The organism is Enemella dayhoffiae (assembly GCF_002250625.1).
GTDB classification, from domain to species: domain Bacteria; phylum Actinomycetota; class Actinomycetes; order Propionibacteriales; family Propionibacteriaceae; genus Enemella; species Enemella dayhoffiae.
The window spans coordinates 352747-378347 of sequence record NZ_NMVQ01000012.1 but is presented as its reverse complement, the minus strand read 5'-3'; the positions used below and the strand labels follow the sequence as shown (position 1 = coordinate 378347).

General features: G+C 69.2%; 28 protein-coding genes and 1 tRNA gene. 16 read left to right on the top strand and 13 right to left on the bottom strand.

Features of this window, described 5'->3' with window-relative positions; all coding sequences use genetic code 11:
• Positions 1-17: 17 nt before the first annotated feature.
• Positions 18-2036, top strand: coding sequence for a fumarate reductase/succinate dehydrogenase flavoprotein subunit (locus tag CGZ93_RS09790; RefSeq protein ID WP_094363988.1), 2019 nt, complete (start codon positions 18-20; stop codon positions 2034-2036).
• Positions 2033-2785 (top strand): succinate dehydrogenase/fumarate reductase iron-sulfur subunit, encoded by a 753-nt coding sequence (locus tag CGZ93_RS09785; RefSeq protein ID WP_094363913.1) that lies wholly within the window; start codon positions 2033-2035, stop codon positions 2783-2785. The genes CGZ93_RS09790 and CGZ93_RS09785 overlap by 4 nt, the downstream gene beginning before the upstream one ends.
• 390 nt (positions 2786-3175) lie before the next feature.
• Here CGZ93_RS09785 and CGZ93_RS09780 read toward each other — a convergent pair whose 3' ends face one another.
• Positions 3176-3853 carry a hypothetical protein gene (locus tag CGZ93_RS09780; RefSeq protein ID WP_094363912.1) on the bottom strand — a complete coding sequence of 226 codons (678 nt, stop codon included), beginning with the start codon at positions 3851-3853 and terminating at the stop codon, positions 3176-3178.
• A 181-nt stretch (positions 3854-4034) separates the two neighbouring features.
• Between CGZ93_RS09780 and rplS the strand changes: the two genes are divergently transcribed.
• From rplS to CGZ93_RS09745, 7 genes are all read left to right on the top strand, one after another.
• Entirely contained in the window at positions 4035-4385 is a 351-nt protein-coding gene (gene rplS, locus CGZ93_RS09775) for a 50S ribosomal protein L19 (protein WP_094363987.1), read from the top strand.
• A gap of 104 nt (positions 4386-4489) precedes the next feature.
• Complete coding sequence (lepB, locus tag CGZ93_RS19415) at positions 4490-5794, top strand: signal peptidase I (RefSeq protein ID WP_229117331.1); 1305 nt, start codon at positions 4490-4492, stop codon at positions 5792-5794.
• On the top strand, positions 5794-6462 hold the full coding sequence (locus CGZ93_RS09765) for a ribonuclease HII (RefSeq protein ID WP_094363911.1): 669 nt from the start codon (positions 5794-5796) through the stop codon (positions 6460-6462). Before lepB ends, CGZ93_RS09765 begins: the two co-directional genes overlap by 1 nt.
• Positions 6459-6764 carry a DUF2469 domain-containing protein gene (locus tag CGZ93_RS09760; protein ID WP_094363910.1) on the top strand — a complete coding sequence of 102 codons (306 nt, stop codon included), beginning with the start codon at positions 6459-6461 and terminating at the stop codon, positions 6762-6764. The genes CGZ93_RS09765 and CGZ93_RS09760 overlap by 4 nt, the downstream gene beginning before the upstream one ends.
• A 170-nt stretch (positions 6765-6934) precedes the next feature.
• Positions 6935-7306: a YraN family protein gene (locus CGZ93_RS09755; protein WP_094363909.1), complete on the top strand. Its 372-nt coding sequence runs from the start codon at positions 6935-6937 to the stop codon at positions 7304-7306.
• A complete protein-coding gene (locus CGZ93_RS09750) occupies positions 7306-8841 on the top strand; it encodes a YifB family Mg chelatase-like AAA ATPase (protein WP_094363908.1) in 1536 nt (511 codons plus the stop codon). The genes CGZ93_RS09755 and CGZ93_RS09750 overlap by 1 nt, the downstream gene beginning before the upstream one ends.
• The gene (locus CGZ93_RS09745; protein WP_094363907.1) at positions 8838-9983 is read left to right on the top strand and encodes a DNA-processing protein DprA; all 1146 of its coding nucleotides are present in this window, start codon (positions 8838-8840) and stop codon (positions 9981-9983) included. Before CGZ93_RS09750 ends, CGZ93_RS09745 begins: the two co-directional genes overlap by 4 nt.
• Here CGZ93_RS09745 and CGZ93_RS20080 read toward each other — a convergent pair.
• From CGZ93_RS20080 to CGZ93_RS09730, 4 genes are all read right to left on the bottom strand, one after another.
• The gene (locus tag CGZ93_RS20080; protein ID WP_407643936.1) at positions 9980-10675 is read right to left on the bottom strand and encodes a hypothetical protein; all 696 of its coding nucleotides are present in this window, start codon (positions 10673-10675) and stop codon (positions 9980-9982) included. The two genes, CGZ93_RS09745 and CGZ93_RS20080, sit on opposite strands and share 4 nt — an antisense overlap.
• Positions 10676-10692: 17 nt before the next feature.
• Positions 10693-10830, bottom strand: coding sequence for a hypothetical protein (locus CGZ93_RS20075; RefSeq protein WP_407643935.1), 138 nt, complete (start codon positions 10828-10830; stop codon positions 10693-10695).
• A gap of 31 nt (positions 10831-10861) precedes the next feature.
• On the bottom strand, positions 10862-11176 hold the full coding sequence (locus CGZ93_RS09735) for a DUF488 family protein (protein WP_229117330.1): 315 nt from the start codon (positions 11174-11176) through the stop codon (positions 10862-10864).
• Positions 11177-11242: 66 nt separating this feature from the next.
• Positions 11243-11638: a RidA family protein gene (locus CGZ93_RS09730; RefSeq protein WP_094363985.1), complete on the bottom strand. Its 396-nt coding sequence runs from the start codon at positions 11636-11638 to the stop codon at positions 11243-11245.
• A gap of 131 nt (positions 11639-11769) precedes the next feature.
• On the opposite strand from CGZ93_RS09730, the gene CGZ93_RS09725 reads away from it, so the two are divergent.
• Positions 11770-12789, top strand: a complete 1020-nt coding sequence (locus tag CGZ93_RS09725) for a helix-turn-helix transcriptional regulator (protein ID WP_094363906.1) — start codon at positions 11770-11772, stop codon at positions 12787-12789.
• A gap of 357 nt (positions 12790-13146) precedes the next feature.
• Entirely contained in the window at positions 13147-13572 is a 426-nt protein-coding gene (locus tag CGZ93_RS09720; RefSeq protein WP_094363905.1) for a MarR family winged helix-turn-helix transcriptional regulator, read from the top strand.
• 40 nt (positions 13573-13612) lie between these two features.
• On the opposite strand, the gene CGZ93_RS09715 is transcribed toward CGZ93_RS09720, so the two are convergent.
• Together CGZ93_RS09715 and CGZ93_RS19750 are read right to left on the bottom strand one after the other, a co-directional pair.
• Positions 13613-14581, bottom strand: a complete 969-nt coding sequence (locus CGZ93_RS09715) for an NAD-dependent epimerase/dehydratase family protein (protein ID WP_094363904.1) — start codon at positions 14579-14581, stop codon at positions 13613-13615.
• 57 nt (positions 14582-14638) lie between these two features.
• On the bottom strand, positions 14639-14947 hold the full coding sequence (locus CGZ93_RS19750; RefSeq protein ID WP_094363903.1) for a helix-turn-helix domain-containing protein: 309 nt from the start codon (positions 14945-14947) through the stop codon (positions 14639-14641).
• A 150-nt stretch (positions 14948-15097) separates the two neighbouring features.
• On the opposite strand from CGZ93_RS19750, the gene CGZ93_RS09705 reads away from it, so the two are divergent.
• Positions 15098-15718: a hypothetical protein gene (locus CGZ93_RS09705; RefSeq protein WP_094363902.1), complete on the top strand. Its 621-nt coding sequence runs from the start codon at positions 15098-15100 to the stop codon at positions 15716-15718.
• 8 nt (positions 15719-15726) lie between these two features.
• Here CGZ93_RS09705 and CGZ93_RS09700 read toward each other — a convergent pair whose 3' ends face one another.
• The 5 genes from CGZ93_RS09700 to CGZ93_RS09680 all read right to left on the bottom strand — a co-directional run bounded on the left by CGZ93_RS09700 (position 15727) and on the right by CGZ93_RS09680 (position 21502).
• The gene (locus CGZ93_RS09700; protein WP_094363901.1) at positions 15727-16005 is read right to left on the bottom strand and encodes a GNAT family N-acetyltransferase; all 279 of its coding nucleotides are present in this window, start codon (positions 16003-16005) and stop codon (positions 15727-15729) included.
• 63 nt (positions 16006-16068) lie between these two features.
• Positions 16069-18345 (bottom strand): N-acetylmuramoyl-L-alanine amidase, encoded by a 2277-nt coding sequence (locus CGZ93_RS09695; RefSeq protein ID WP_094363900.1) that lies wholly within the window; start codon positions 18343-18345, stop codon positions 16069-16071.
• A gap of 153 nt (positions 18346-18498) precedes the next feature.
• Positions 18499-19785, bottom strand: a complete 1287-nt coding sequence (locus CGZ93_RS09690) for an MFS transporter (protein WP_094363899.1) — start codon at positions 19783-19785, stop codon at positions 18499-18501.
• On the bottom strand, positions 19782-20258 hold the full coding sequence (locus CGZ93_RS09685; RefSeq protein ID WP_141211157.1) for a MarR family winged helix-turn-helix transcriptional regulator: 477 nt from the start codon (positions 20256-20258) through the stop codon (positions 19782-19784). The genes CGZ93_RS09690 and CGZ93_RS09685 overlap by 4 nt, the downstream gene beginning before the upstream one ends.
• Before the next feature lie 80 nt (positions 20259-20338).
• A complete protein-coding gene (locus tag CGZ93_RS09680) occupies positions 20339-21502 on the bottom strand; it encodes a DUF418 domain-containing protein (protein WP_094363897.1) in 1164 nt (387 codons plus the stop codon).
• A gap of 91 nt (positions 21503-21593) precedes the next feature.
• Between CGZ93_RS09680 and CGZ93_RS09675 the strand changes: the two genes are divergently transcribed.
• From CGZ93_RS09675 to CGZ93_RS20070, 3 genes are all read left to right on the top strand, one after another.
• Positions 21594-22364: a DUF5134 domain-containing protein gene (locus CGZ93_RS09675; protein WP_176451711.1), complete on the top strand. Its 771-nt coding sequence runs from the start codon at positions 21594-21596 to the stop codon at positions 22362-22364.
• A gap of 42 nt (positions 22365-22406) precedes the next feature.
• Positions 22407-23816 (top strand): class II fumarate hydratase, encoded by a 1410-nt coding sequence (gene fumC / locus CGZ93_RS09670; protein WP_094363895.1) that lies wholly within the window; start codon positions 22407-22409, stop codon positions 23814-23816.
• 224 nt (positions 23817-24040) lie between these two features.
• Complete coding sequence (locus CGZ93_RS20070; protein ID WP_407643934.1) at positions 24041-24166, top strand: LPXTG cell wall anchor domain-containing protein; 126 nt, start codon at positions 24041-24043, stop codon at positions 24164-24166.
• A gap of 199 nt (positions 24167-24365) precedes the next feature.
• Here the strand turns inward: CGZ93_RS20070 and CGZ93_RS09660 are convergent.
• Positions 24366-24454: transfer RNA gene (locus CGZ93_RS09660), tRNA-Leu, on the bottom strand.
• Positions 24455-24578: 124 nt separating this feature from the next.
• Between CGZ93_RS09660 and CGZ93_RS09655 the strand changes: the two genes are divergently transcribed.
• Complete coding sequence (locus CGZ93_RS09655; protein ID WP_171196022.1) at positions 24579-25586, top strand: zinc-dependent alcohol dehydrogenase; 1008 nt, start codon at positions 24579-24581, stop codon at positions 25584-25586.
• Positions 25587-25601: the final 15 nt, after the last annotated feature.

The following is a 25601-nucleotide window of genomic DNA, read 5'->3' as shown; positions in this document are numbered from 1 at the left end:
AGGCCCAGTCCGAGCTGATGAACTCCGACGACTCGTCGGTGAACGCGCCGAGTGGCGTCGGCTCCAGCCTCGACGGGGACGACCTGTACGCCCTCGGCGAGGACATCGCCGACACCAGCGCCCCGCTGTCCGTACCGATCTCCGAGATGTGGGAGCAGCGCAAGTTCGAGGCCAAGCTGGTCAACCCGGCCAACCGCCGCAAGCTGTCGGTGATCATCGTCGGCACGGGCCTGGCCGGCGGTTCGGCCGCCGCCACCCTGGGTGAGGCCGGCTATCAGGTGAAGGCGTTCTGCTATCAGGACAGCCCGCGCCGGGCCCACTCGATCGCCGCCCAGGGCGGCATCAACGCCGCGAAGAACTACCGCAACGACGGCGACTCGGTGCACCGGCTGTTCTACGACACCGTCAAGGGCGGTGACTATCGCTCCCGGGAGACCAACGTGTACCGGCTGGCCGAGGTGTCGGTCAAAATCATCGACCAGTGCGTTGCCCAGGGCGTACCGTTCGCCCGCGAATATGGCGGCCTGCTGGACAACCGCTCCTTCGGCGGCGTACAGGTCTCGCGCACCTTCTATGCCCGCGGCCAGACCGGGCAGCAGCTGCTGATCGGGGCGTACCAGGCGCTGGAGCGGCAGATCAACGCCAAGACCGTCACGATGTACACCCGCCACGAGATGCTCGAGCTGATCGTCGTCGACGGCCGCGCCCGCGGCATCGTCACCCGCGACATGGTGACCGGCCGGATCGAGTCACACACCGCCGACGCGGTGGTGCTGGCCAGCGGCGGTTACGGCAACGTGTTCTTCCTGTCCACCAACGCGATGGGCTGCAACGTCACTGCCACCTGGCGGGCGCACCGCAAGGGGGCCTACTTCGCCAACCCGTGCTATACGCAGATCCACCCGACCTGCATCCCGCAGTCCGGCGACACCCAGTCCAAGCTGACCCTGATGTCGGAGTCGCTGCGCAACGACGGCCGGATCTGGGTGCCCAAGCGCGGTGAGGACTGCGACAAGGACCCGCGCCAGATCCCTGAGGAGGACCGCGACTACTACCTGGAGCGGATCTATCCCTCCTTCGGCAACCTGGTGCCGCGCGACATCGCCTCCCGACAGGCCAAGAACATGTGCGACGAGGGCCGCGGTGTCGGCCCGGAGCTGGCCGGCCAGGGGCGGCGCGGGGTCTATCTCGACTTCGCGGACGCGATCGACCGGCTGGGCCGCAAGGCGGTCGAATCGAAGTACGGGAACTTGTTCGACATGTACCAGCAGATCACCGGGGAGAACCCCTACGAGGTGCCGATGCGCATCTATCCGGCGGTGCACTACACGATGGGTGGCCTGTGGGTCGACTATGACCTGATGTCCAACGTGCCCGGACTTTTCGTGATCGGGGAGGCCAACTTCGCCGACCAGGGCGCCAACCGGCTCGGTGCCTCGGCGCTGATGCAGGGGCTGGCCGACGGCTATTTCGTGCTGCCGAACACGCTGGCGAACTATCTGGCCGACGTGAAGCACGACAAGGTCGGCGCCGACACCCCGGAGGTTGCCGAGGCCGTCAAGTCGGTGCAGGACCGGGTGCAGAAGCTGATGTCGATCCAGGGTTCGCGGACCGTCGACTCCTTCCACAAGGAGCTCGGCAGAATCATGTGGGAATACTGCGGTATGGAGCGTACCGAGGAGGGTCTGCGCAAGGCGATCGGCCTGATCCGCGACCTGAAGCAGGCGTTCTGGTCGGATGTAAAGGTGACCGGTGAGGCCGAGGAGCTGAACCAGACTCTCGAGCGGGCCGGCCGGGTCGCCGACTTCCTCGAGCTGGGTGAGCTGATGTGCGTGGACGCCCTGCACCGGCGCGAATCCTGCGGCGGGCACTTCCGCGCCGAGTCGCAGACCGAGGACGGTGAGGCGCTGCGCCACGACGACGAGTTCCTCTATGTGGGTGCCTGGGAGTTCGGCGCCGGTGGCCGGCAGCCGGTGCTGCACAAGGAGCCGCTTGAGTACAAATACATCGAGCTGAAGCAACGGAGTTACAAGTGAAGGTCACCCTGCGCATCTGGCGCCAGAAGAACAACGAGTCCCGGGGTCGGATGGAGTCCTACGACCTCGACGGGGTCTCGGACCACATGTCCTTCCTGGAGATGCTGGATCTGCTCAACGAGCAGCTCACCCTCGAAGGCAGGGAGCCGGTGGCGTTCGACTCCGACTGCCGCGAGGGGATCTGCGGCGCCTGCGGTGTGGTGATCAACGGCGTGGCCCACGGTCGCGGTGAGACCACCTATCAGACCACCACCTGTCAGCTGCACATGCGCGAGTTCACCGACGGCTCGACGATCACCGTTGAGCCGTGGAAGGCCGAGGGCTTCCCGGTGCTGAAGGACCTGGTCGTCGACCGCTCCGCCTTCGACCGGATCATCCAGGCCGGCGGCTACATCTCGGCACCGACCGGCACCGCCCCGGACGCGCACGTCGCCCCGGTCAACAAGGTGGACGCCGACCACGCCTTCGACAACGCCACCTGCATCGGCTGCGGCGCCTGTGTCGCGGCCTGCCCGAACGGCTCGGCGATGCTGTTCACCTCGGCGAAGGTGGCACACCTGGGCCTGCTCCCGCAGGGCCAGCCGGAGCGCTGGAGCCGCGTCCTCGGCATGGTCGCCCAGCACGACGACGAGGGGTTCGGCAACTGCACCAACATCGGTGAGTGCACCGCTGTCTGCCCCAAGGGGATCCCACTGGAGAGCATCTCCCGGCTCAACCGCGACCTGTTCAAGGCGCTCACGCGTTCTTGATTGCGCGCTCCGCGCGCGAACGGTCGTGTTGGATTGCGCGCTCCGCGCGCGAACGGTCGTGTTGAGTTGGTTCGCTTCGGCTGAAATCCGGGCGCGGTGAGGTGATCGCTGCGGGTCGGCGCACGGATTTCGTCCTCGGGCTCGCCAACTCAGCCCACGGGACGCCCCCTTTGGTCGCACATGCTGGCGCACTCAGCCCAGGGGACGCTCCCAGCCCAGGGGACGCTGCCAGCCGGGGGGGGACGCTCCCAGGGCGCGGGTTGCTGGGGGCCCGATCATTTCTGCAGTGCGCCCTTGCTCACACGGGGTGGGGCGGGAGTGCATCGCCTGTCGCCGGTGGGTTGCGAGAGGGACCGTGCGGGAGTGCGGACGGTACGCCTGGTCTGGGATTCAACTGGCCAGCTTGCGGGCGGCGGTGGGGAGGAGCTTCTCGACGCCGGCCGCGGCCTGGGGGCCGGTGAGGGCGACGACCTGGATCCGGTTGCCGACCTGGGTCAGCCCCTGGGCCTCGTTCTGCTGCTTGCCGCCGCTGGTCCAGTTCCACTCGGTGACCTCGGCCCGGCCGTTGTCGACCAGCACCGGGCGGGCCCGCAGGGTCTGATTCGCGCCATCGCCTCGGGCCGCCAGGGGAGCCGCGCACCCGGCGAACCAGCCCTGGGTGGTCTGGTACGCCTGGCTGGCCAGCGCCGGGGTGTCGAAGCTCATCGCCAGCACCACCGCCCGATCGCCGCCCCGGCTGAAGCTGCGGTGCACGATCGAGTTCGCGCCCGCCGACTCCCACCGGTTCTGCTGGCAGACACTGAGCTGCTCCTTGCCGCCCCCGGTGGCCGACTGGCCCTCGGTCCAACCCGGCAGCTCGGCCGCACCGGGCAGCGCGGTCATCGCCACGGATCCCGCCGGGGGCTGCGTGGTCGGGGCTGGGGCGGGCAACTCGGTGTGCGGGGGCTGGGGCAGCTCGGTCGGCACCCCGCCCGGCTGATCTGGTGCCTTCGGACCCGACCCGGTGCAGCCGCCGAGCACGAGAACCACGGCGGCGGACAGGGCAATCAGGGCAGGCGGCTTCAGCACGCGGCCCAGCGTACCCGGATGCGCCGTGGGGCCAGCGCAGTCGATTGGGCACCCGGGCCCGGCTGTGGCAGAATGTATCGCTGTTGCCCGACCGCGACTCCTGCCACAGGGGGATCGCTCGCGGGGGCAGCCCTTCGACTACTTCGAGCAGGTGACCTGTGGCACCGGCAAGGACCTGAACATGAGCAAGTTGATCGGTGAGATCGGCCAGTCCGCGCTGCGGACCGAGCACCCCTCCTTCCGCGCCGGAGACACCGTCAAGGTGCACGTCCGCGTCGTCGAGGGCAACCGCTCCCGAATCCAGGTCTTCACCGGCGTGGTCATCGCCAAGAACGGCGGCGGCATCTCCGAGGCGTTCACCGTCCGCAAGGTCAGCTTCGGTGTCGGCGTGGAGCGTACCTTCCCGCTGCACAGCCCCATCATCGACAAGATCGAGGTCGACCGTCGCGGTGACGTCCGCCGCGCCAAGCTCTACTACCTGCGCGGCCTGTCCGGCAAGGCGGCCAAGATCAAGGAGAAGCGCGACAACTGAGTCGCGCTCGGGGCCCCAGTGGTCGCTGCGACGGGTAGTTTGGCAGGCGTCCACGCCGACCGCGTGGCACCTGATCGAACCGTGTACCGACAGGGAGTACGCCGTTGAGCCAGCCGTCCTCGCGATCCGGCTTCTGGGAGGGACCGCTCGGCGCCGAGTCCGCCGACGACCCGGACCGGACCGTGGTGCGGGGCCCGGCCCGGCCGCGGAGGGCCCTCGAGGACGCCACCGCACCACCGCCCTGGCTGGACCCCCAGCGAGCCCCCGGGACGGCCGACCCCGATTCCGAGACGGCCTTTCGCCCGTTCGAGCCCGAAGAACTGGACGCCACCGACCGTCGGGACCGGACGCTGCCCCGAAGCGGCCTGTTCACCGCGCCGACCCAGCCCCCGCACCAGGCGGGGCGCCCGCTCGGCGTACCCGCGGTTGGGGCGGTGCCGTCCCCGCGCCCCGCGCAGACCGAGACGGCGGCCGGACCTCGACGGGCGGCCCCGCCACGCTCCAGCACACCCCAGGGCTCGAGCCGCGCGGAGCGTACGCCGAAGGGCTCGAGCCGCGCGGAGCCCACGCCGAAGGGCTCGAGCCGCGCGGAGCGTACGCCGAAGCGGGGCGCCGAGCGGAGCGGGAGCGGCCGGCGTACCCGGGACAAGAAGCAGGAAGCCCCCCGGACCCTGCGCCAGAAGATCCTCGGCACCGCGCGTGAACTGGCGATCATCATCGTCGGCGCACTGGTGGTGACCACCCTGCTGCGCAGCTTCGTGTTCCAGCCCTTTGAGGTCCCCTCGGAGTCGATGGAGAACACCCTGCAGGTCAACGACAAGATCATCGCCCAGCGGGTGCTCGAATTCCGCCGCGGGGACATCGTCGTGTTCACCGACTCCAACCACTGGCTCGGCCCCGACGCCGCGCCGGCCCCCGGCCCGGTCCGCAAGGGCCTGGAGTTCGTCGGACTGCTGCCCGACTCCGGCGACGAACACCTGGTGAAGCGGGTGGTCGGCATGCCGGGGGACCGGGTCAAGTGTTGCGACAAGCTCGGCCGGGTCAGCGTCAACGGCTATCCGCTCGACGAGACCGCCTATCTCTACTCCGACTCCGGTGGCCGGAACAAGCCCGCGGAGAAGCCGTTCGAGGTGGTCGTCCCGGCCGATCGGATCTTCGTCCTGGGCGACCACCGGTCCAACTCCGGCGACTCCCGCTGCCACCTCCAGGACGTGTCCACCAACGGCGGCAAGGCCGGTACGCCCGCGTTCGTGCCGATCTCCGACGTGGTCGGCTCGGTGGTGCTGATCGCCAGCCCGTTCAGCCGGTTCCAACGACTGGAGACCCCGCAGATCTTCGCCGGAATCCCGCCACCGCAGCAGGCCCCGCCCCCCGAACCAGTGGTGGTGCAGGTCTCGGAGGGCTGCTGATGTCCGGCTCCGGCAAACGATTCGTGGTACGCCGGGACGCCGGCCTCTACGGCTACGAGCGCGCCCTGGCCCGAGCGGGTCTGGGGCCCGTGGCCGGCGCCGACGAGGCCGGCCGCGGGGCCTGCGCCGGACCGCTGGTCGCGGCCGCGGTGATCCTCGGGGACGGCCGCTCGCGACAGATCTGCGGGTTGAAGGACTCCAAGCTGATGACCGCCGCCGCCCGCGACCGGGCGTACGCCGAAATCCTCGACAAGGCGCTGGCTTGGGCCGTGGTCGAGGTGTCGCCGGGCGAATGCGACCGGCTCGGCATGCACGTGGCCAACATCTCCGCACTCCGCCGAGCCCTGGGCCGCCTGGGGGCGGTGCCCGGATTCGTGCTCACCGACGGGTTTCCGGTGGACGGACTCGGGGTGCCCGGGCTGGCCGTCTGGAAGGGCGACCGGGTGGCCGCCTGCGTGGCAGCGGCCTCGGTGATCGCGAAGGTCACCCGGGACCGGATGATGACCGAGCTGGACCGGGTCCATCCGGCGTACGAGTTCGGGGTGCACAAGGGCTACTGCACCCCGCTGCACCAGCGGCACCTGGACGAGTTGGGGCCCTGCCCCGAACACCGGATGCGCTACGAGAACGTGTCCCGGACGATCGGCGCTAGAGTGGCGGAACCATGAGCGCCGAAGACCTTGAGCAGTATGAGTCCGAGCTGGAGCTGCAGCTCTACAAGGAGTACAAGTCCGTCGTCGGCATCTTCACCTATGCGGTCGAGACCGAACGCCGGTTCTATCTCTGCAACGCGGTCGACCTCAAGGTGCGCACCGAGGGCGGCGACGTCTACTACGAGGTCTCGATGGGTGACGCCTGGGTCTGGGACATGTACCGCCCGGCCCGGTTCGTGAAGAGCGCCAAGGTGCTCACCTTCCGCGACGTCTCCATCGAGGAGATCGCCCACAACGACCTCGAGGTCCCCAAGTAACGCTCCCCGAGCGGCGCGGCATGCGCAGCGGAGCCGAGCAGTGCCGCGCGTGTCGAGGGGAAGAACCCCCCACCAAGAAGTTGTCCACAACCCGAACTGCCCACCAAGCACTGTCCACAGGTGACTGACTCTGAGTGAACGATTCGGCGCCAGCTCCGCATGGTGCCGGTATGACTGGGAGCAGACAGCGGCTGGGAGCCCGCGGCGAGGAGCTGGCGGTGGCTCACCTGACCGCGGCGGGTTTGGTGATCCTCGACCGGAACTGGCGGTGCCGCCACGGCGAGGTGGACATCGTCGCGCTGGACGGGGAGGCCCCCGATTCCACGCTGGTGTTCTGTGAGGTGAAACTGCGTACGGGCACCGGATTCGGCACTCCGCTGGAGGCGATCACCGTGGCCAAGGTGCGGCGGCTCCGTCGTCTGGCGGGTGCCTGGCTGGAGGAACACCCGACCGGTGGCGTCCGGGTCCGGCTGGATGCGATCGGCATCCTGAAACGACCCGGGTACGCCCCCGAGGTCACGCACGTGCAGGGGATCGGCTGATGGCGCTGGCCCGGGCCTGTTCGGTGGCCCTGATCGGGATGGACGGGGAACTGGTGGAGATCCAGGCACACACCGGTGCTGGCCTGCCCCGCACGGTGCTGGTGGGCCTGCCGGACACCTCGCTCTATGAATCCCGGGATCGCTGCAAGGCGGCGGTCGCCAGTGCCGGGTTCCGCTGGCCCGACTCCCTGCTCACCATCAACCTGACCCCGGCGACCCTGCCCAAGGCGGGCAGCCACTACGACCTCGGCATCACCGCCAGTGTGCTGGCGGCGGCCGAGGTGGTGCCGGCAGCGGCCCTGGAGGGGGTGGTGCTGATGGGGGAGCTCGGTCTGGACGGTCGGGTACGCCCGGTGCGCGGGGTGCTGCCGGCGCTGCTGGCGGCCCGGTTGCACGGCATCGAGCGGGCCGTGGTGCCCAGCCAGCAGCTCGGTGAGGCCCGGCTGGTCTCAGGGATGCGCTGTCGCGGGGTGGCCACGGTCGCCGAGCTGGTCGACCTGTTGCACGGCCAGCCCGTGCCCGAACCCGAGCCAGCCCCCAGCAGTGCGAGCGACGCGGGCGCCGCGACCAAGGACCTGGCCGACGTGATGGGCCAGCCCGAGGCCCGTTGGGCGCTGGAGGTCGCGGCCGCGGGCAGGCACCACCTCTATCTGCACGGCCCACCGGGGGTGGGCAAGACCATGCTCGCGGAGCGGCTGTCCACCCTGCTGCCCGACCTCAGCGCGGTCGAGGCGCTCGAGGTGGCCGCCGTCCGCAGCATGGCGGGCGCCGAGGTCCCCGATCAGCTCAGCCTGCGTCCGCCGTACGCCGACCCGCACCACTCCGCGTCGGTGGGCAGTCTGATCGGTGGCGGCGGGCGGATGCTGCGGCCCGGCGCCATCTCGCTCGCCCATCGCGGGGTGCTCTTTCTCGACGAGGCCCCGGAGTTCCCGAACAAGGCGTTGGAGTCGCTGCGCACCCCCCTCGAGTCGGGCACGGTGCTGCTGGGGCGTACCCAGCACCAGGCCCGCTTTCCGGCCCAGTTCCAGCTGGTGCTGGCGGCGAACCCGTGCCCGTGCGGGATGGCCGACACCCCCGGTGGGAACTGCCACTGCGCACCGCACGCGGTCCGTCGCTACCGCGGTCGCGTGTCGGGCCCGATTCTGGACCGGATCGACATTCAGCAGCGGCTGATGCCGGTACGCCGATCCCTGCGTCAGCCCGACGGCGACGCCGAGACCTCGGCCCAGGTGCTGGAGCGGGTGCTGGCTGCCCGCGACCGGCAACGGCACCGCCTGCTGGGCACCGGGTGGCGCACCAACGGCGAGGTGCCCGGCCCCTATCTGCGCACCCGGCTGCCGTTGCCCCAGGGCTACGAGGACTATGACCAGGCCGTGCTGCGCGGCCGGCTGTCCTCCCGTGGGGTGGACAAGTGCCTGCGGATCGCCTGGACCCTGGCCGACCTGGCCGGGCTCGCGGCCCCGACCCGGACCGAGGTACGCCGCTCGATCGCCCTGCGGCGCGGCGAGATCGCACCGAGCACGGAGGCGGCATGAGTCCAGTGAGCGAGGTGGCCGATGCCGAACGCTGGGCCCGGATGGGCCTGTGCTGCGCCAGCGACCCGGCCGACCCGGCGCTGACCGCGCTGGTCGAGGCCGAGGGAGCGGTTGCGGTGTGGAACTCCCTGTCCGGAGCACTCCGGGACACCCCCTGGGGCCGGCGGGCGGCGCAGGTGCGGCTGCAGGTCGTGCAGCGCCACACCGAGCAGCACGGCGCCCGCTTCGTGGTGCCGGGCGACTCCGAGTGGCCCGACCAGCTCGACGACCTGGCCGGGGTGGGGGTGCCCGACCACCGGCTCGCGGGCGCCCCGTTCGGGGTCTGGTTGCTGGGCCCGGGGCATCTGGCCGAGTGGTGCCACGACTCGGTCGCCATCGTCGGCTCACGGGCCTCCACCAGTTACGGCGAGTCGGTGGCCGCCGATCTCGCCGCCGACCTGGCGGGCCGCGGCCGCACCGTGGTCTCCGGCGGGGCATACGGGATCGACGCCTGCGCCCACCGCGGCGCGATCGCCGCCTCCGGGCGGACGGTGGCCGTGCTCGCCAACGGGGTCGAGGTCGGCTATCCGAGGGGCAACAACCGGCTGTTCGAGCAGCTGCGCTCCGAGCAGCTGATCTGCTCCGAGCTGCCGCCGGGGGAGCACCCCACCCGGATTCGCTTTCTCGGCCGCAACCGGCTGATAGCCGCGCTGTCCCTGGGCACGGTGATGGTCGAGGCGGGGATGCGCTCGGGCGCCCGCAACACGATGAACTGGGGCCAGGGGCTCGGGCGGCACCTGATGGCGGTACCAGGTCCGGTCACCTCGGTGGTCTCGGCCAACCCGCACAAGATGATCCGCGACAAGGAGGCCGAGCTGGTCACCAACGCCGACCAGGTGTGCGAGCTGGTGGCCCCGATGGGGCAGAGCCTGCTGCCGATCGAGCGCGGCCGGGGCCGGCTGCTGGACGGACTGGACGAGGTGCAGCGGACCGTCTTTGAGGCGGTGCCCGGGCGCGGCGGACTCAGTGCCGGTGAGCTGTCCGCCCGCTGCGGACTGGACCTGATGAGCGTCCTCGACGCGCTGGCCGAGGTCGAGGATCTCGGTCTGGTCCAGCAGAACGAGCGCGGTGGCTGGAAGTTGGTGCCCGGTGCCGTCGGTTAGTGGGCGCCAAGCTGTGGCCGGTGCGGGAGACTGGCCCCATGGCCTTCTAGATGTACGGACCGGAGACGTTGATCGATGGTGAACGTGTAGGGGCCCAGCGATGTCGACCCCAGGCCGTATCTTGTGGTTGTCTGACGAGACGTTGGAGGGGCGCATTGTTCAACCACGAGGCGGATTACCCGATTGCCGTCACAAGCAAGACTGAACAACGTGCAGGTGACCAGTTCCCCGCGCAGCCGGATCGCGACCTCACCGAAGTCGACGTCGGCCTCCCGCCCCGGCAGGTGTTCTTGAGGGATGAACGTGTTGGGGGGTTCCCGACCCGCTTCGATCCGGATCTCGCGGCGCCGGATGGCGACGTACTCGCGCACCATCCAGTACGACACCTCGATGGCGTGATGTTCGTCCAGGAGGCGGTCGAAGATCCGCTTCGCGGTGTGCCGCTGCTTCCTCGGGGCATCCAGATCGCCACGGAGCCAGCCGTCGATGATGGCCCGGTACGGGTCCAGGCGGGAGCCACGCTTCGGCGGTGCCTTTCGTGGTTCCGGCCAGGCGGAGTTCAGTGCGGCCGTGACGGTGCGGTATCCGACCCGGTGCCTGCGTTGCAGAGCGCGGTTCGACATCCCGGCACGGGCATCGCGGCGGATCGCTGCGTACAGCGCAACGCGAGAACCACCCGCACCATCGCCCAACCCCTGCCAAGTGCTCCTCACCGCGGACGCAGATGCCCGACCGTCACGCCTTGCTGCTCGGCCAATCGCTGGGCAATCAAGGAACGGTGACAGGCCTCGGGATCGCGCTCGACGCAGAACAAGGCCGCTGCTCCGACGCTCGGCAGCGCCGACACGATCGGCTCGAGGTCGGCGTGGGCGAGGACCTCAGCGGTGTAGCGGTCGACGTACGCGGGGCGAGCTCACGGCGGGTGCGTTTGCGACACCCTGGCGGGCGTCCTCGGCATACTGAAGCTGACGCAGCTCGGTGGTGGGGGCCAGGTCGCGGTGATGCCAGTACCCGATCCCGGCGGCGGCAAGCGAGGCCTGCAATCGCTGCGAGTTGGCCCAGGCGTACTGGGTGCCTCGCACGCCGCGACGCTGTCGCACATCGAGCAGCATGCTGACCCCGCCCTTGTTCAGGCTGTCCAGAAACGACGAGGCATCGAAGCCGTAGACCCCGATCGTCCTCAGCTGGTGCATCAGCGATCACCCCTCCCTGCCTGCCTGCCCGCGCCGACGGTGACCGGAGCGGGCAGCAGGGGTCGCTCAGGCGACCGCGGTGCCTTCCAGCTCGATCATCTGGCCGGGGATCGCCAGCCGTGTCACGCCGAGCATGGTGGTGGTCGGCGCTACCTGGGCTGCTCCCAGCCGCGACGCCAGCACTCCGTAGTGCTGGAAGAGCAGGTCGACGTCGGTGGTGTACACGTTGAGCCGCACGAGGTTGGCCAGTGACATGTCGGCCGCGGCCAGCACCGCCTCCAGGTTGTCCAGGCTCAACGCAACCTGTGCTGCCATGTCTCCCTCATGCTGAGGAGTTCCGTCGGCTCCCATCGCGGTCTGCCCAGAGCAGTACAACGTCCGGGTGTGGCCGGTGATCACCTCGCCCTGGTTGAACCCCATCTCCACCGACCACGTCACCGGGTTGACGGCCACTCGTTCGATTGCCACATCAGCTCCAATCAGATTCCATCGGGGTTGCCCGCATTCGGGCGTCGCCGCGGTTCGGCGGCGCGTAACCACCCTGACGCTGAATCATGACACCTTGTGTCAGGTATTCAGGTAACGTCTTCGTCGTGCGAGCTGACCGGCTGGTGTCCTTGGTCCTGCTGCTGCGTCAGCGCGGCCAGTTGACCGCGGATGCCCTGGCCAAAGAGCTCGAGGTCTCCCCGCGCACCGTCCTGCGCGACATCGAAGCGCTTTCCGCGGCCGGCGTCCCCGTCTATGCCGAACGTGGCCGGCACGGTGGGTACGCACTCCTACCTGGGTTCCGGACCGAGCTCACGGGCCTCAACAACGACGAAGCACTCGCGCTGCTCACCGCTGGCTCGAGGCCAGGCGAGCAGATCTTCGGACTTGGGACGGCTCTCGCCTCAGCAATGCGGAAGATCGTTGACGCCCTCCCCGAAGGCCACCAGGTCGCCGCGACCAACGCGGCACAACGGTTCCTCGTCAACCCCGAGACCGACCTACTTTCCCGTCGCCTGAGCCAGGAAGAGCTGCCCGACGCCACGTTGATGGTGGTGCGACGCGCGGTCCTCGCCGGACGCAAACTGCGGATCCACTACGCCTCGCGCGGCCAGCCACCCCAATGGCACACAGTGGACCCGATCGGCCTGGTCACCGTGCGAGACAAGGGCTACTTACTGGCCGCCGAGTCCGGCACCGACCGGACCATGCGAGTATCGCGGATCCACGCCGCCGAAGAGCTTGTCGAACCAGCCCAGCGACCAGATCAGGTCGACCTCGAACACATCTGGGCACAACGGTGCGCCGAATTCCTGTCCGAGGGCCACATCTCCGTCCAGGTACGTGTGAGCCCGGCGCGCCGGGACGACCTCCTCGACATGGCAGAAGCCGTACGCGCCGAGGAGGCCGAACCGGACGGCTGGCTACGCCTCGAAGTCACCTTCCAAGATCTCTGGCACGCAGAGTGGGCGCTGTGGCAGCTCTGCACCAACGCTGAAGCGCTCGCCCCGCCCGAACTGCGCGCTTCCCTGCACGCTCGGGCAGACGCAGTCGCCGACCGCTACCGAGCCACGGCTGAGCCCGACCCGAACTGCACGTCCATCCGTGCCTGCCCACTTCAGGAGTGATGTCGAAACTCACCAACACCGGGGCAGCTCACGAACCGAGCGGTGTCGAAACAACCTCCACTCGGTGTTGAACGAGACCTCCATAGCCACACCCTGCCGGCCGGGATCATCAGCGATCCCGCCGCCAAGACGTACCCCGCCATGACCCACGCCGCCGCCGACGGCCCCAAGCCCAGGTCGCCGGCCATCTCCGGCAACGCAACAGAAAGTATAGTGGCGTCCACCCCGATCATCAGTTGCGCGCACGCCACGCTAGCCAGGACCATCCACGGCCTCGAAGACCTACTCAACCGTCACCCCGTATCGTTGGTGTCACCAACAACATAGATTGTTGGTGACACCAACGCAAGGAGTCTCATGGAAGCCTCACCCCCGCAGCGGCTGCTGAACACGCCAACCTGGCTCATCACCCACGTCGCAACGGTGGCCGCCCGGCTGAGCAGACAGGCCTTTGCGTCCGTTGACGCCGGCCGGTACGAGTACGCCTTGCTGTGCGCCCTCGCGGAGTTCGGCCCCTGTAGCCAGGCGGAGCTGGGCACCCGACTTGGTATCGACAAGAAGGACGTCGCGGAAAGGACTCGCAGCCTGATCGAAGAGCGGTCGGCCACTCGATCAGAGGACCCCGCCGATTCGAGACGAAACCTCATAGCACTGACAGAGCAGGGGATGCAACGACTGGGCGAGATCGAGAAGGCAGTCGACTCGGCGCAAGCGGAGCTACTGCAAGACCTCACCGGCACCGAGGCGTCCCAGCTCAACGAGATGTTGCGCCGCCTCCTCTAGCGAGCAAACGGCCTTCGATCAACGTCTCCGGTCAGTACAACTAGCCGAGCGCCCGTCGGAGGGCCTCTTCGTCATCGTCAGTGAGACCCGCTTGACGGGGATCGTAGCGCCGCTCTTCATACTGCAGCGCGGCTGCCAACGTCTGAGTCAGCGGTCTTGTCTGAAACCCCTTTGCCCGGGCTGGGCCACAGTCCAGGGTGGCCACGAATCTCAGGCTCGGCTCGGGAATCCACAAAGGCAGTGATCGGGGTCCCATCCAGGGTTGGATGCCCTCAGCGAGAAGCTGTTGGTCCTCGACGACCCGAATGGTCGCTTGAGAGACAGTCAGAGTCTTGCACTGCTGGTATACCTCTTTCAGGGTTGTGGACGATCCCGCGGCATTGAAGATTCCGGTCACGCGTTCGTGGATGCAGTGCGTGATCCAGGCGGCGAGGTCCTGCACATCCAGGATCGCGGTCGGCTGGGTCGGGTCCGGCACGAGAACATCCGGACCAGTCGGGTGGGCGAATCGCCAAGGGTAGTAACCGGAGCGTCCGGTCCAGTCTCCGCCGCCGCCAATCAACCCGGAACGGATGATCGTCACAGCCTGGTTCAGCGTCAGATAAGCGTTCTCGCAAGCCACCTTGGCAGGGCCGTACTGACTTGGGTCCTGCATCCGCTCCTGATCCAGGGGTGGCACCGTCTGGGCAGTGACCTGTTGCTCGGGTGTCGAGAAGTCCGCGTAGACACTCCCGGAAGAGACGTACACAAAGTGCCTGGCCGTCAGCTGGCCAGCGGCGCGGACCGCGTGCACTGGTTCACGGGTCAGGTCAACAATCGCGTCCCAAACCTGCTGGGAGACCCCGGCGAGAGCGTCGGGATCGTCACGATCGGCTTGCACCCACGTGGTGCCTGCTGGTGCTGGTTGTGAGCCACGCGCTAGGCATGTCACTGCATCGCCTTGAGCAACGAGCTGTCGCGCGATCTCACGACCGAGGAAGGCAGTACCGCCGAGAAGGAGAATGTCCATGACATCCACCGTCTCAGGTGCTGGCCCTGCGTGCGGTCGGATCTGCTGTGAGCAGCGTCAGGCCGCCAAGACCATCACCGGCGTGGCCAACGTGGCCTCCAGCACACTGGCGGCCCTGCGCGCCACATCAGGAACCTCTAGCTCCAAAGCACCGGCGATGGCATGCAACATCTCCGAAGAGGGGTCCTTCAGCCCGCGCTCGATCTCGGAAAGGTACTGCGCCGACAGGCCTGCTCGTTCGGCGACATCGGACAAGCGCTCACCTCGCCCCACACGCTCCTGTCGGAGGACATCGCCGACGGACTCTCTCCACAAGAGCCCAGCCTGGATCTCGACCGGACCGCTGAAAGGAACTTGGACACCCATGGACTGAAACCTAGTCGATCAACGTGTCCGGTCAGTACACCTAGAGGATCTCGGTCTGGTCCAGCAGAACGAGCGCGGTGGCTGGAAGTTGGTGCCCGGTGCCGTCGGTTAGTGGGCGCCAGGCTGGGGCCGGTGCGGGAGACTGGCCCCATGGCCTTCTATGCGCGCCCGTCCTGGAAGCTGACCCGCCAGGTCGCCTCAGACGTCTTCATGGTGTTCTGGGCGGTCGGGTGGTTCCTGGTGTCCCGCGGGGTGCACGCCGTGGTCTCGGCCGCTGCGGAGCCTGCTCGGCAGACCGCGGCGGCCGCCACTCGGGTGCGCGACGGGTTCGTCTCGGCGGCCCAGTCCACCGGTGGGGTTCCGGTGGCCGGCTCGGAGTTGCGCAAACCTTTCGACACCGCGGCGACGTCGATGGACGACATCATCACCTCGGCCAACAACCAGGCGTCCGCCATCGAGCAACTCGCCACCGTGGTGGCCCTGCTCGTGGTGCTGATCCCGGTGGCGGTGCTGGTGGCCGTCTGGCTGCCGGGGCGATTGCGGTTCCATCGGGCGTCCAGTGCCGCCCGGCGGTTCATCGACAACGACGCCGACGTGGACCTGTTCGCGCTGCGGGCGATGGCCAACCAGCCCATGCACGAACTGGCCCGGATCAGCGACGACCCCGTGGGGGAGTGGCGCGCCGGCAACACCGAGGTGATCCGCGACCTCGCCGACCTCGAACTGCGCGGCAGCGGACTGCGGCTGCCCAAGGACCACCGCGCCCCCTGAGCCAGAGCTCAGTCCGCGAGCAGGTCCGCGTACTCCTGGTGGCGCTCGACGAAGCTGCGGGTGTACGGGCACCGCGGCACCAGCCGCCAACCCCGGGAGCGGACGTCGTCCAGCGCGAACTGGGTCAGCTTCCCGGCGATGCCCTGCCCCTGCACCGACAGGTCGGTCTCGGTGTGGGTGAAGGTGGCCACCTGGTCGGCCAACCGATAGTCGATCAGGCCGACCCGCTGTCCGTCCTGCGACACCTGATACTGGTGTGCCTGCTCGTCGTGGTGGAAGTCCAGCACGGTTCCTCCTGTCGCTTCATGCGTCGGTGTCGGCGTACGCCCGGCGGCCGCGCCGCGAGGGGGTCAGCCTACTCGGGCACCGATCGCGCGATCCCACAGGATCCGCCCGCCGCTGAACCGCTGCTCGCAGTGGTCGGCACTGGAGCACACCTCCCCGGTGGTCGGGTAACCGAGCCGGCTGTTCTCGTAGCCCAGCCGGGCATATTCCATCCGGATCGCGCCGAGGTTCTCGTGCGCACCCGTGCTCGGGGACCAGAGGATCGCGCCGCCGGCGAAGTTCTGGTTGCAGCCTCCGTCGCGCAGGCCGCAGTATTCGTCACTGGTCGGATAGCCGAGCACGCCGTGCTCGAAGTCGAGCGTGCCGTAGGTCTCTTGAATGGCGCCCCAGGTGGGGTGCGCCCCGGACTGCGGGGACCACAGGATCACGCCGCGCTGGAACGGCTGATAGCAGCCGCCGTCCCGGCCGCACACCTCACCGCCGGTGGGATAGCCGAGCGGGCCCTGCTGGCGACCGAGCTCGGCATATTTGATCCCGATGGCCCCCCAGACCGTCCGCGCACCGGTGCTCTTGGACCACAGGATGGAACCGCGCTGGAAGTCCTGGACGCAGCCGTCGGTGGAGCACACCTCGTCGGCGACCGGCCAACCGAACGGTCCCGCCTCGAACTTCTTGGCCCCATACTCGGCGCGGATCGGGCCGCGGTTGACGACCGCGCCGGTCTTGGGCGACCACATGATCGTGCCGCCCTGGAAGTCCTGGAAGCAGCCTCCATCGCGCAACCCGCAGAACTCATCGCTGATCGGGTAGCCCAGGGTGCTGTTCTCGAAACCGAGGTCGGCATACTTCATCCGGATCGCCCCGGCGTTGGGGTGGGCCCCGGTGGTCGGGGACCAGAGGATCGCGCCGCCCTGGAAGTTGGTGTAGCAGCCGCCGTCGCGCAATCCGCAGACCTCGTCGATGGTCGGGAAGCCGAGGAAGGATTTCGCCGAGCCGAGCTGGCGGTGCTTGGCCCTGATGTCGCCCTTGGTGAAGCTGGTCCGGACACCGGTGACGGAGAAGATGTCATAGTTGGTGAACTGCGTCACCCGGCCGGTGGCGATCGGGGCCTCACCGACGTAAGGCTCGCCGGCCGGACCGGCCGCCCCGCCGAGGGCGTCCCAGCGTGCCTTGATCGGGGTGCTGATCGATCCCATCGTGCTCACCACCCGCTGCCGGAAGGTGGGCAGATAGTTGTAGAAGGCTTCACCCGGGCAGTCGGTCGCCACCACTTGGCGGTGCCCGGAGATCACGTTGGAGGTGACCCCGTTGATGGTGATCCGCGCGGTCGCGTCACGGTAATAGGCGGCCAGCCGCCAGGCGCTCAACCGCACGGCCGCATCGAGGGCGACCTCGGGGGGCAGCTCGGTGGTGAACGAACCGAGCAGCGAGATGCCCATGGTGTCGGTGTTCCAGTCCACCGCGTGGGCACCCTTGACCGGCATCGTCATCCCACCGGAGCGGCCCTCGAAGATCTGGCCATACTTGTCGATCAGGTAGTTGTAGCCGATGTCACACCAGCCGTTGCCCTGCACGTGATAGGCGTAGATGCCGCGCACGATCCCGGCCGACTGATCCTTGGTGTAGTTGTTCGTGCCCTCGGTGTGGTGCACCACCACGGCGTGGACGGTCTTGCTGAAGGCCGGGCAGCTGGACTTGAGCGACTCGTCGGCGCCCCAACCGGCGCGGGAGATGATTCCCGTCGGCATCGGTGCCTGCCCGGCGGCGGCTCGCGTGGTCGCCGGGGGCTGCGTGGTCGGGACGGAGTCGGTGGCCAACGTCTTCGGGTCGATCAGCACGGCCTTGAGATCGGCCGGGGCCTGCTCGCTGTCTTCGGTGACGGCGCGCACCTCGACGCCGGTCGCCTCGCCGACGAAGGTGGGCGAGGTCCCGGGCCGGGCCGTCGGGTCGTCGGTCTGGGTGTCCGGATCGGCGTGCAGCTCCTGCCAGTCGCTCCAGACGCCGCGCTGCAGCAGGCGTACCGCGACGTGCGGCGCGGGTGCCGAGCCCGGCGCCCAGGTCACGCCGAGCATCGAGAAGGGGGCCGTCTGCCGTGCCGGCAGTGCGGCGGACACCCGCCCCGCCGGTCGCTCCCCGGCCGCCTCGACCCGCGGTGCGGCCGCGCGATCCACCGCCTGCACCGGCAGCTGGTTGACCGAGGTCCGCGCCGCGGGCGCTGGCCGGGTCGGCGCGGCGGTCGGCGCTGGGGTGGGTCCGGGAGTCGGGGCGGCGTGGGCCGGCAGCAGGCCGGTCAGCAGCACCAGGCTGGTCAGCGCGATGCCGGGCAACAGGCGGGGAAGCATGGATGGCACCCTTCAGTCGACGAGCCGATTTCCGGGCGCCAGTATGGTCCCAACCGATCGGTGCGTCACCTGTCGAGTTGAGGTTGAGAGTGAGGTGGGCGTACGCCTGCGGGAGACTCTCCGGCCGGCGTAGGCCAGGGATGTGCCGGACCCTCAGGCGAACTTCTCGCCGGCGTCCTCGGTCACCCGCCCCCGATGCAGCACCACGAACGGGCGGTGCCTCAGGTCGAGGCGGACGTGCAGGTCCTCGGCGCGGGCCAGATAGATCGCGATCACGATCCAGGTCAGCGCCAGCGCGATCCCGCCGATGCCGAGCGTCCAGCGTGCCCCGAGGTGCTGCCCGACCCAGCCCAGGGCCGGCGCGCCGATCGGGGTGGTGCCCATGAACACCAGCATGTACAACGCCATCACCCGTCCGCGATAGGTCGCGTCGCTGGTCAGCTGGAGCAAGGAGTTGCACGTGATCATCACCGTGATCACCGACAGCCCCGAGGGAATCAACAGCAGCGTGAACACCCAGAAGTTCGGCGCCACCGCACTGAGCAGGGTGCACACCACGAACACCGCCAGGGCTCCCATCAGCAGCCGCAGCCGGGGCCGCTGCCGCCGCGCCGCGAGCAGGGCCGCGGTCAGCGAGCCGATCGCCATCACCGAACCGAGCATCCCGTACTCCACCGCGCCCCGGCCGAACACCATCGTCGACATCATCACGTTGGTCAGCTGATAGTTCATCCCGAACAGCCCCACCATCGCCGCGACCACCATGATCAGCAGCAGGTATGGCCGCGCCCGGACATAGCGCAGCCCCTCGCGGACGCCCCCGGTCCCGCGGGCCGCGCGGGGGGCGGGACTCAGCTGGTCGCTGCGCATCGTGGCCAGGGCCAGGATCACCGCGGCGAAGGTGACCGCGTTGACCCAGAACACCGGACCGGTTCCCCACAGCGCGATCAGCACCCCGGCCAGCCCCGGCCCGACCAGCCGGGCCGCGTTGAACGAGGCGGAGTTGAGCCCGATCGCGTTGGACAGCTGCTCGGTCGGCACGATCTCGGAGACGAACGACTGGCGGGCCGGGTTGTCGATCGCGGCGGCGGTGCCGTCGATCAGCGCGCACAGAAAGACGTGCCACAGCTGCACGTGCCCGCTGGTGACCAGGACGCCGAGCAGCACGGCGTTCAACGCCATCGCGGACTGGGTGCAGATCATCAGCACCCGCTTCGGGAAGCGGTCGGCCAGTGCCCCGCCGAAGGCGCTCAACAGCAGGATGGGCAGGAACTGCAACCCGGTCACCACGCCGAGCGCCTGGGCGTCGTGCTGGGTGAGCACCACCAGCACCAGCCACGCCTGGGCGGTGCGGGCCATCCAGGTCCCGGTGTTCGAGGTCAGGATCCCGAAGAAGTACTGCCGATAGTTGGGCACCCGCAGCGAGGAGAACACACTCATCGGCGCCCCCCGGCGACCACGTCGCGGGTCTCGGAGGGTTCGCTCGAGGACCCGGCGGTCTCGGTCATCCGGGTCAGGATCTCGCTGGCCGCCCTGAGCACCCGGAGCTCATCCTCGCTGCACCCCTCGAGCTGGCGACACATCCAGGTGTTGCGGCGGCGCCGTGACTCGGCCAGCGCCTCCCGGCCCGCTTTGGTCACCGTCAACACCCGTTGCCGCCCGTCCCGCGGGTCACCGCTGCGGGCGATCAGGCCGAGCGACTCGAGTTCCTTGACCGTACGCGACATCGACGCGGCACTGACCTGTTCCCGGGCGGCCAGCCAGGTCGCGGTTCGCGGCTCGGTCTCCAGCGGGGCGAGGGCGGCGAACAGGTGCGGGGTGAGCCCACCCGACTCCTGCCGGGCCCGGCGGGCGATCCGCATGCACGCCACTCGCAACTCGTGCGCCAACGACCGTTCGGGCACGTCCGCCACCTCCACAAGATTAGTTAACAAAACTAACCATACTCCGGTGTGGGAACGCCCGCGGTGGGGCGGGGGCGCCGGTGCGGCCGTCAGCTGCGTTTCTGGGGTGCGACCCGGTCCAGCACCGCCGCGGCGAAGGCGCGGGACAGCCACTCCAGGGGGCCCTTGCCGAGCCGTCCGGGGATCCAGCGGTGCCACGCCCACAGCGCCGCGGTGAGCAGCACCACCTGCACCAGCCAGTGCAGCAGCGGCGATCCCGGCAACAGGTGGGCCTGTACGCCGGCCCGCGCCGCCCGGGTGAGCAGGACGTGCGCGAAATAGGCCGTGAACGTCATCGCCCCGACGATCGCCATCACGCGTACCGCAGGGTGGTGGTCGCCGAGCAGCCGGCACACCGCCGAGATCAGCGCGGTGAGCAGCATCACCACCCCGCTGGAGACGGCCAGGCTCGGGGCCGACGGCAGATAGGGCCCGACCCCGAGCAACCAGCGCCAGTCGGCGGCCAGCATCGGAAACTCCCCGAAAGAGCGGAACGCCAGCGAATACGGCTCCGGATGCCCGAACCAGGCGATGAGCGCCAGTGACACCAGCAGCCCGGCCCCGGCCAGCACCGCACCCCCGACGCCCAACCGCACCAGGTCCCGCGGCCGGTCGAACCGCAGCCGGCGGGCCACCCACAACCCGAGCAACGCCACCCCGAGCCAGGGCAGCACCGGATAGTACGGATGGAACAACTGATAGGGCCAGGTGCCCGGATGCAGCAGCGAGCGCCACCCGGTGCCGGCGTGGAACGCCCCGGGAAGGTACGCCATCAGCAGCCAGCCGAGCGTGGTCGAGCCCACCCAGAGCAGCCCTACCAGAACCAGCAGCCAGCGATCCGGCAGCAGTGCGACCACCCCGACCAGGGCGGTGATCAGCGCCAACCGGACCAGCACCACCGAGACGGTGCCCGCCTGCAGGTCCTCCAGGGTCCAGCCGGCGGCGGCGAGCACCAGCGCCCGCAGGGCGACCCCCGCCACGGCCCGTCCGCGGCCGGGTCGCCCACGGGCCGGAACGGCGTACGCCGAACCCACCCCGATCAGCCAGGTGAACGCGATCGCGTGCAGATCCCACAGCGCCCGCGCGACCATCCCGGTGCCCCAGATGTGATTGGCCATGATCCCGAGCAGGGCGAGGTAGCGGGTCACATCGACCGCGGCGACCCGCGCCCCGGTCGGTGCACGCGAGACGGTGCCAGTGCTCGCGGGATGCATGCTGGCATCATGCCGCACGGTGCGAGGAGCCGCCGGACTTCGGCTACGGTGGTGCGGGCCCCGAAGGGGGGCCATTGAGCTAGGAGTCTGCTTGTTCTCCCTCACCGACACCCCGGTCAAGTTCGTCGGCCTGCTGGTGCTGTTCGCGTTCACCACCGCCTGGTCGCTCTATCAGCTGGCCCGCCGCCAGTCGGGGATGACCCTGGTGTCCAACCTGCTGCACCTGGTGATGTCACTGGTGATGCTGTGCATGGTGCCGCGCTCGCTGTGGAAGCCGGTCTCCTCGGTGATCCCGGGCTCGGCGTTCGCGGTCTTCTTCGGCCTGGTCACCCTGTGGTTCGTCGGGCTCGGGGTTCGTACGCTCGGTCGGCGCGAACCCTCGCTGCGGCGGCACGCCTGGCACGCCTTCGGTCACGGCGGGATGTTCGGTGCGATGGCCTGGCACCTGTCCGCGATGGCGGCGATGGCGTGGGCGATGAGCCCGCGCGGGATGTCCGGCGGTGAGCACGCCGGGCACGGTGGGCACGCCGGGCACGCCCCGACCGGCCACCTGACCCAGCAGCCGGGCATGGGCGGCACCAACGGTGATCCGGCCCAGGTGATGTGGGTGGCCGCGGTGATCGGGATCCCGTTCATGACCTATCTGCTGGCCGCCTCGGTGCTGGCGATCAAGAACGCCATCCGGCCCGGGGCCGACATCGCCGATCACGCCGGCCACCGGGCCGCGGGCCACGGGCACTACGAGGTGGGCAACCCGCGGCTCGGCGCACTGGCGGAGTTCGCCATGGTGTTCGGCATGTTCTGGATGAGCACCGGGCTGATGGTCGCCCTGCTCCCGTTCTTCAAGGCGCTCTCCTTCTGAACGTGGGCTGAGCCTGTCGAAGCCACCGCGTACCGTGGAGCCATGAGTCAACGGACACGGACCGAGCGGGACTCCCTGGGCGAGATCGAGGTGCCGGCCGAGCGCCTCTGGGGCGCCCAGACCGAACGCAGCCTGGAGAATTTCGACATCGGCGGACCGGCGTTCGTCTGGGGACGGCCGATCATCCGCGCCCTCGGCGTGCTGAAGAAGTCGGCCGCCCGTGCCAACGCCGAGCTGGGCGAGCTCGACCCCGAACTGGCCCGCTGGATCGAGCGGGCGGCCGATGAGGTGATCGCGGGGGAGCGCGACGAGGAGTTCCCGCTGGTGGTGTTCCAGACCGGTTCGGGCACCCAGTCGAACATGAACGCCAACGAGGTGATCGCCAACCTGGCCAGCGAACTGGCCGGCGGGCGCCGCGGGGAGAAGGCCCCGGTGCACCCCAATGACCACGTCAACCGCGGCCAGTCCAGCAACGACACGTTTCCCACGGCGATGCACATCGCGGTCGCGCTCGAGCTCACCGAGCGGCTCTATCCGGCGGTGACCGAGCTGCGCGACGTGCTCGCGGCGAAGGCGAAGGCGTACGCCGAGGTGGTCAAGGTCGGCCGGACCCACCTGCAGGACGCCACCCCGATCACCCTGGGCCAGGAGATCTCCGGCTGGGTCGCCCAGCTGGACGCGGCCCTGGCGGGGGTGCGGGCGGCCGAGGACGGCGTACGCCAGCTCGCCATCGGCGGCACCGCCGTGGGCACCGGCCTGAACGCCCACCCGGACTTCGGGCGTACCGCGGCGGCGGAGATCTCCACCGAGACCGGGCTGGAGTTCCGCCAGGCCGACAACCTGTTCGCAGCCCTGGCCGCCCACGACGGACTGGTCGCGGTCAGCTCGGCCCTGCGCACGCTCGGCGGAGCCTGCATGAAGCTCGCCAACGACGTACGCTGGCTCGCCTCCGGTCCGCGCAACGGGATCGGTGAACTGCTGATCCCCGTCAACGAACCCGGCTCCTCGATCATGCCGGGCAAGGTGAACCCGACCCAGTGCGAGGCGCTGACCATGGTCGCCACCCGGGTCTTCGGCAACGACGCCACGGTCGGGTTCGCGGGCAGCCAGGGCAACTTCGAGCTCAACGTCTACAAGCCGGTGATGGTGCACGCGGTGCTGGAGAGCGTCCGGCTGCTGGCCGACGGGTGCCGATCGTTCACCGTGCACTGCGCGACCGGAATCGAGCCGAACACCGAACGCATCGAGGCCAACCTCGAGTCCAACCTGATGCTGGTCACCGCGCTCAACCCGCACATCGGTTATGACTCCGCCGCGAAGATCGCCAAGCGGGCGCACGCCGAGGGCACCACCCTGCGCGAGGCGGCCCTGGCCGAGGGAGTCGACGGCGAAGACTTCGATCGCTGGGTGGACCCGACGGCGATGACCACCAACCGCCGAGATTCCCAGTAGGACAGGATTATCGACAAATAGACTTGAACTGATTCGTCAACGACGCGGGGCCGGCTGTGGCATGATTCGGGTGGTCTGAACAGTTTTATACAACAGGAGCGCCCGCACGGCCCTCAAGCGTCGTCTGGCAGCACCTGCGCGACCACCACGACCGTGATCCAGCTGCCGCCGACCACGTCGCCGAGCCCGAGCCCGAGCCCGTCGCCCGCTCCGCCGCCCCGCCGGTGCAGCCGGCGCCGAGCCAGCCTGCCCCGCTGCCGGCGACCGGTGGGCCGGAGCGATGGCTGGGCCTGCTCGGAGTGGGCCTGCTCGCCGGAGCCGCCATGCTGTTGCGGCGTCGGCGGGGCTGAGGGCTGCGGCCCACTCGCGGACCCACCCCACTTCGCGGCTCGGGTTTCACTTCGCGGCTCACCGGTGAGCCGCTGAGTGGCGTTCGAGCCGCGAGGTGACGTTCGGTACGCGAAGGGTGGCCCGAACGCAGCGCCGAAAACCCTGGGAAACGGCAAACCCCGCCTGACGCGCATTGCGCGGTCAGGCGGGGTTTTCCAGTGGTGTCCGAGAGAGGACTTGAACCTCCACGCCCTATAACGGGCACTAGCACCTCAAGCTAGCGCGTCTACCTATTCCGCCACCCGGACAGGGTGTTGGCCGATCTCGTCGGCACAGCGCATGAACTATAGCAACTCTGGCCCCGCGACGCGAAAGCGTTTGCCCGTTGGGGTGCGGCGCGCTCGGCAGGGGAGCGGGGGCAGACTGGGTCTCATGGCTGAATCGATGAAGACGTTCTCGCTGCAGGCACCGATGCGCTTCGCTGTCGACGAGGTGGCGAAGCCGCAGCAATCGGAGCTCGGGCCGGGTGACGTGCTGCTGAAGATGATCACCGGCGGGATCTGCGGCTCCGACATCCCCTATTTCCGCGGCAACATCGGTGACCGGGTGGCCGGGGGCCGCGACTTCGGCAAGGCCAACGAGGGCTTCATCTCCACCCCCGGTACGCCGATGCACGAGATCCTCGGCGAGGTGGTCGCGACCCGCGACCCGCACCACCAGGTGGGGGACAGGGTCGTCGGCTGGTCGCTGAACTACCAGGGATTGCGGCCCTACGTGATCACCCCCGGCCACGAGGTGGTGCGCTACGACGAACGCTGGACCCCCGACGTGGCGATCAACCTGCAGCCGCTGGCCTGCGTGCTGTACGCCGTGCAGCGGCTCGGCGACGTGCGCGGCAAGCGGGTCGCCGTGCTCGGCCAGGGACCGATCGGGCTGATGTTCGCCCGACTGCTCAAGGAGGCCGGGGCCGCGCACGTCACCGGGATCGACCCGATCGACCACAGCGCGGCCGCCGAGGCGTTCGGGGTCGAGGAATTCCTGCAGGTGAACAGCCACTACTGGGCGGCTCGGCTGGGCGACGCCGACCGTCCCGATCTGATCGTGGAGGCGGTGGGGCACAACTCCTACACCCTCAACGATGCGATCACCGCGGTGGCCAGCGGTGGCACCATCTTCGGCTTCGGCGTACCCGATGATCCGTCGCAGTCGCTGAACTTCTTCGACTTCCTGCACAAGGACCTGACCCTGATCTCCGGCCTCACCCGGGATCACCAGAACATGCTGCGCAAGGCGGACGCCTATCTGCAGAACGACCCGAAGCTGGCCAGCGTGCTGACCACCGACAAGTTCGCGATGGACGATCTCGAGCAGGTGCAGACCGCCTATGATCGGGCCAACGCCGCCCAGACCGGTCGGCTCAAGGTCGTGCTCAGCCGCTGACCTGGAGAGGATTCC

Excerpts from the sequence above, each read along its gene's own strand:
- CGZ93_RS09790 (WP_094363988.1), top strand. The coding sequence starts at position 18 with ATGAACTCCGACGACTCGTCGGTGAACGCGCCGAGTGGCGTCGGCTCC.
- rplS (WP_094363987.1), top strand. The coding sequence starts at position 4,035 with ATGAGCAAGTTGATCGGTGAGATCGGCCAGTCCGCGCTGCGGACCGAG.
- CGZ93_RS09765 (WP_094363911.1), top strand. The coding sequence starts at position 5,794 with ATGTCCGGCTCCGGCAAACGATTCGTGGTACGCCGGGACGCCGGCCTC.
- CGZ93_RS09760 (WP_094363910.1), top strand. The coding sequence starts at position 6,459 with ATGAGCGCCGAAGACCTTGAGCAGTATGAGTCCGAGCTGGAGCTGCAG.
- CGZ93_RS09755 (WP_094363909.1), top strand. The coding sequence starts at position 6,935 with ATGACTGGGAGCAGACAGCGGCTGGGAGCCCGCGGCGAGGAGCTGGCG.
- CGZ93_RS09750 (WP_094363908.1), top strand. The coding sequence starts at position 7,306 with ATGGCGCTGGCCCGGGCCTGTTCGGTGGCCCTGATCGGGATGGACGGG.
- CGZ93_RS09745 (WP_094363907.1), top strand. The coding sequence starts at position 8,838 with ATGAGTCCAGTGAGCGAGGTGGCCGATGCCGAACGCTGGGCCCGGATG.
- CGZ93_RS09735 (WP_229117330.1), bottom strand. The coding sequence starts at position 11,176 with ATGCACCAGCTGAGGACGATCGGGGTCTACGGCTTCGATGCCTCGTCG.
- CGZ93_RS09720 (WP_094363905.1), top strand. The coding sequence starts at position 13,147 with ATGGAAGCCTCACCCCCGCAGCGGCTGCTGAACACGCCAACCTGGCTC.
- CGZ93_RS09715 (WP_094363904.1), bottom strand. The coding sequence starts at position 14,581 with ATGGACATTCTCCTTCTCGGCGGTACTGCCTTCCTCGGTCGTGAGATC.
- CGZ93_RS19750 (WP_094363903.1), bottom strand. The coding sequence starts at position 14,947 with ATGGGTGTCCAAGTTCCTTTCAGCGGTCCGGTCGAGATCCAGGCTGGG.
- CGZ93_RS09705 (WP_094363902.1), top strand. The coding sequence starts at position 15,098 with ATGGCCTTCTATGCGCGCCCGTCCTGGAAGCTGACCCGCCAGGTCGCC.
- CGZ93_RS09695 (WP_094363900.1), bottom strand. The coding sequence starts at position 18,345 with ATGCTTCCCCGCCTGTTGCCCGGCATCGCGCTGACCAGCCTGGTGCTG.
- CGZ93_RS09690 (WP_094363899.1), bottom strand. The coding sequence starts at position 19,785 with ATGAGTGTGTTCTCCTCGCTGCGGGTGCCCAACTATCGGCAGTACTTC.
- CGZ93_RS09680 (WP_094363897.1), bottom strand. The coding sequence starts at position 21,502 with ATGCATCCCGCGAGCACTGGCACCGTCTCGCGTGCACCGACCGGGGCG.
- fumC (WP_094363895.1), top strand. The coding sequence starts at position 22,407 with ATGAGTCAACGGACACGGACCGAGCGGGACTCCCTGGGCGAGATCGAG.
- CGZ93_RS09655 (WP_171196022.1), top strand. The coding sequence starts at position 24,579 with ATGGCTGAATCGATGAAGACGTTCTCGCTGCAGGCACCGATGCGCTTC.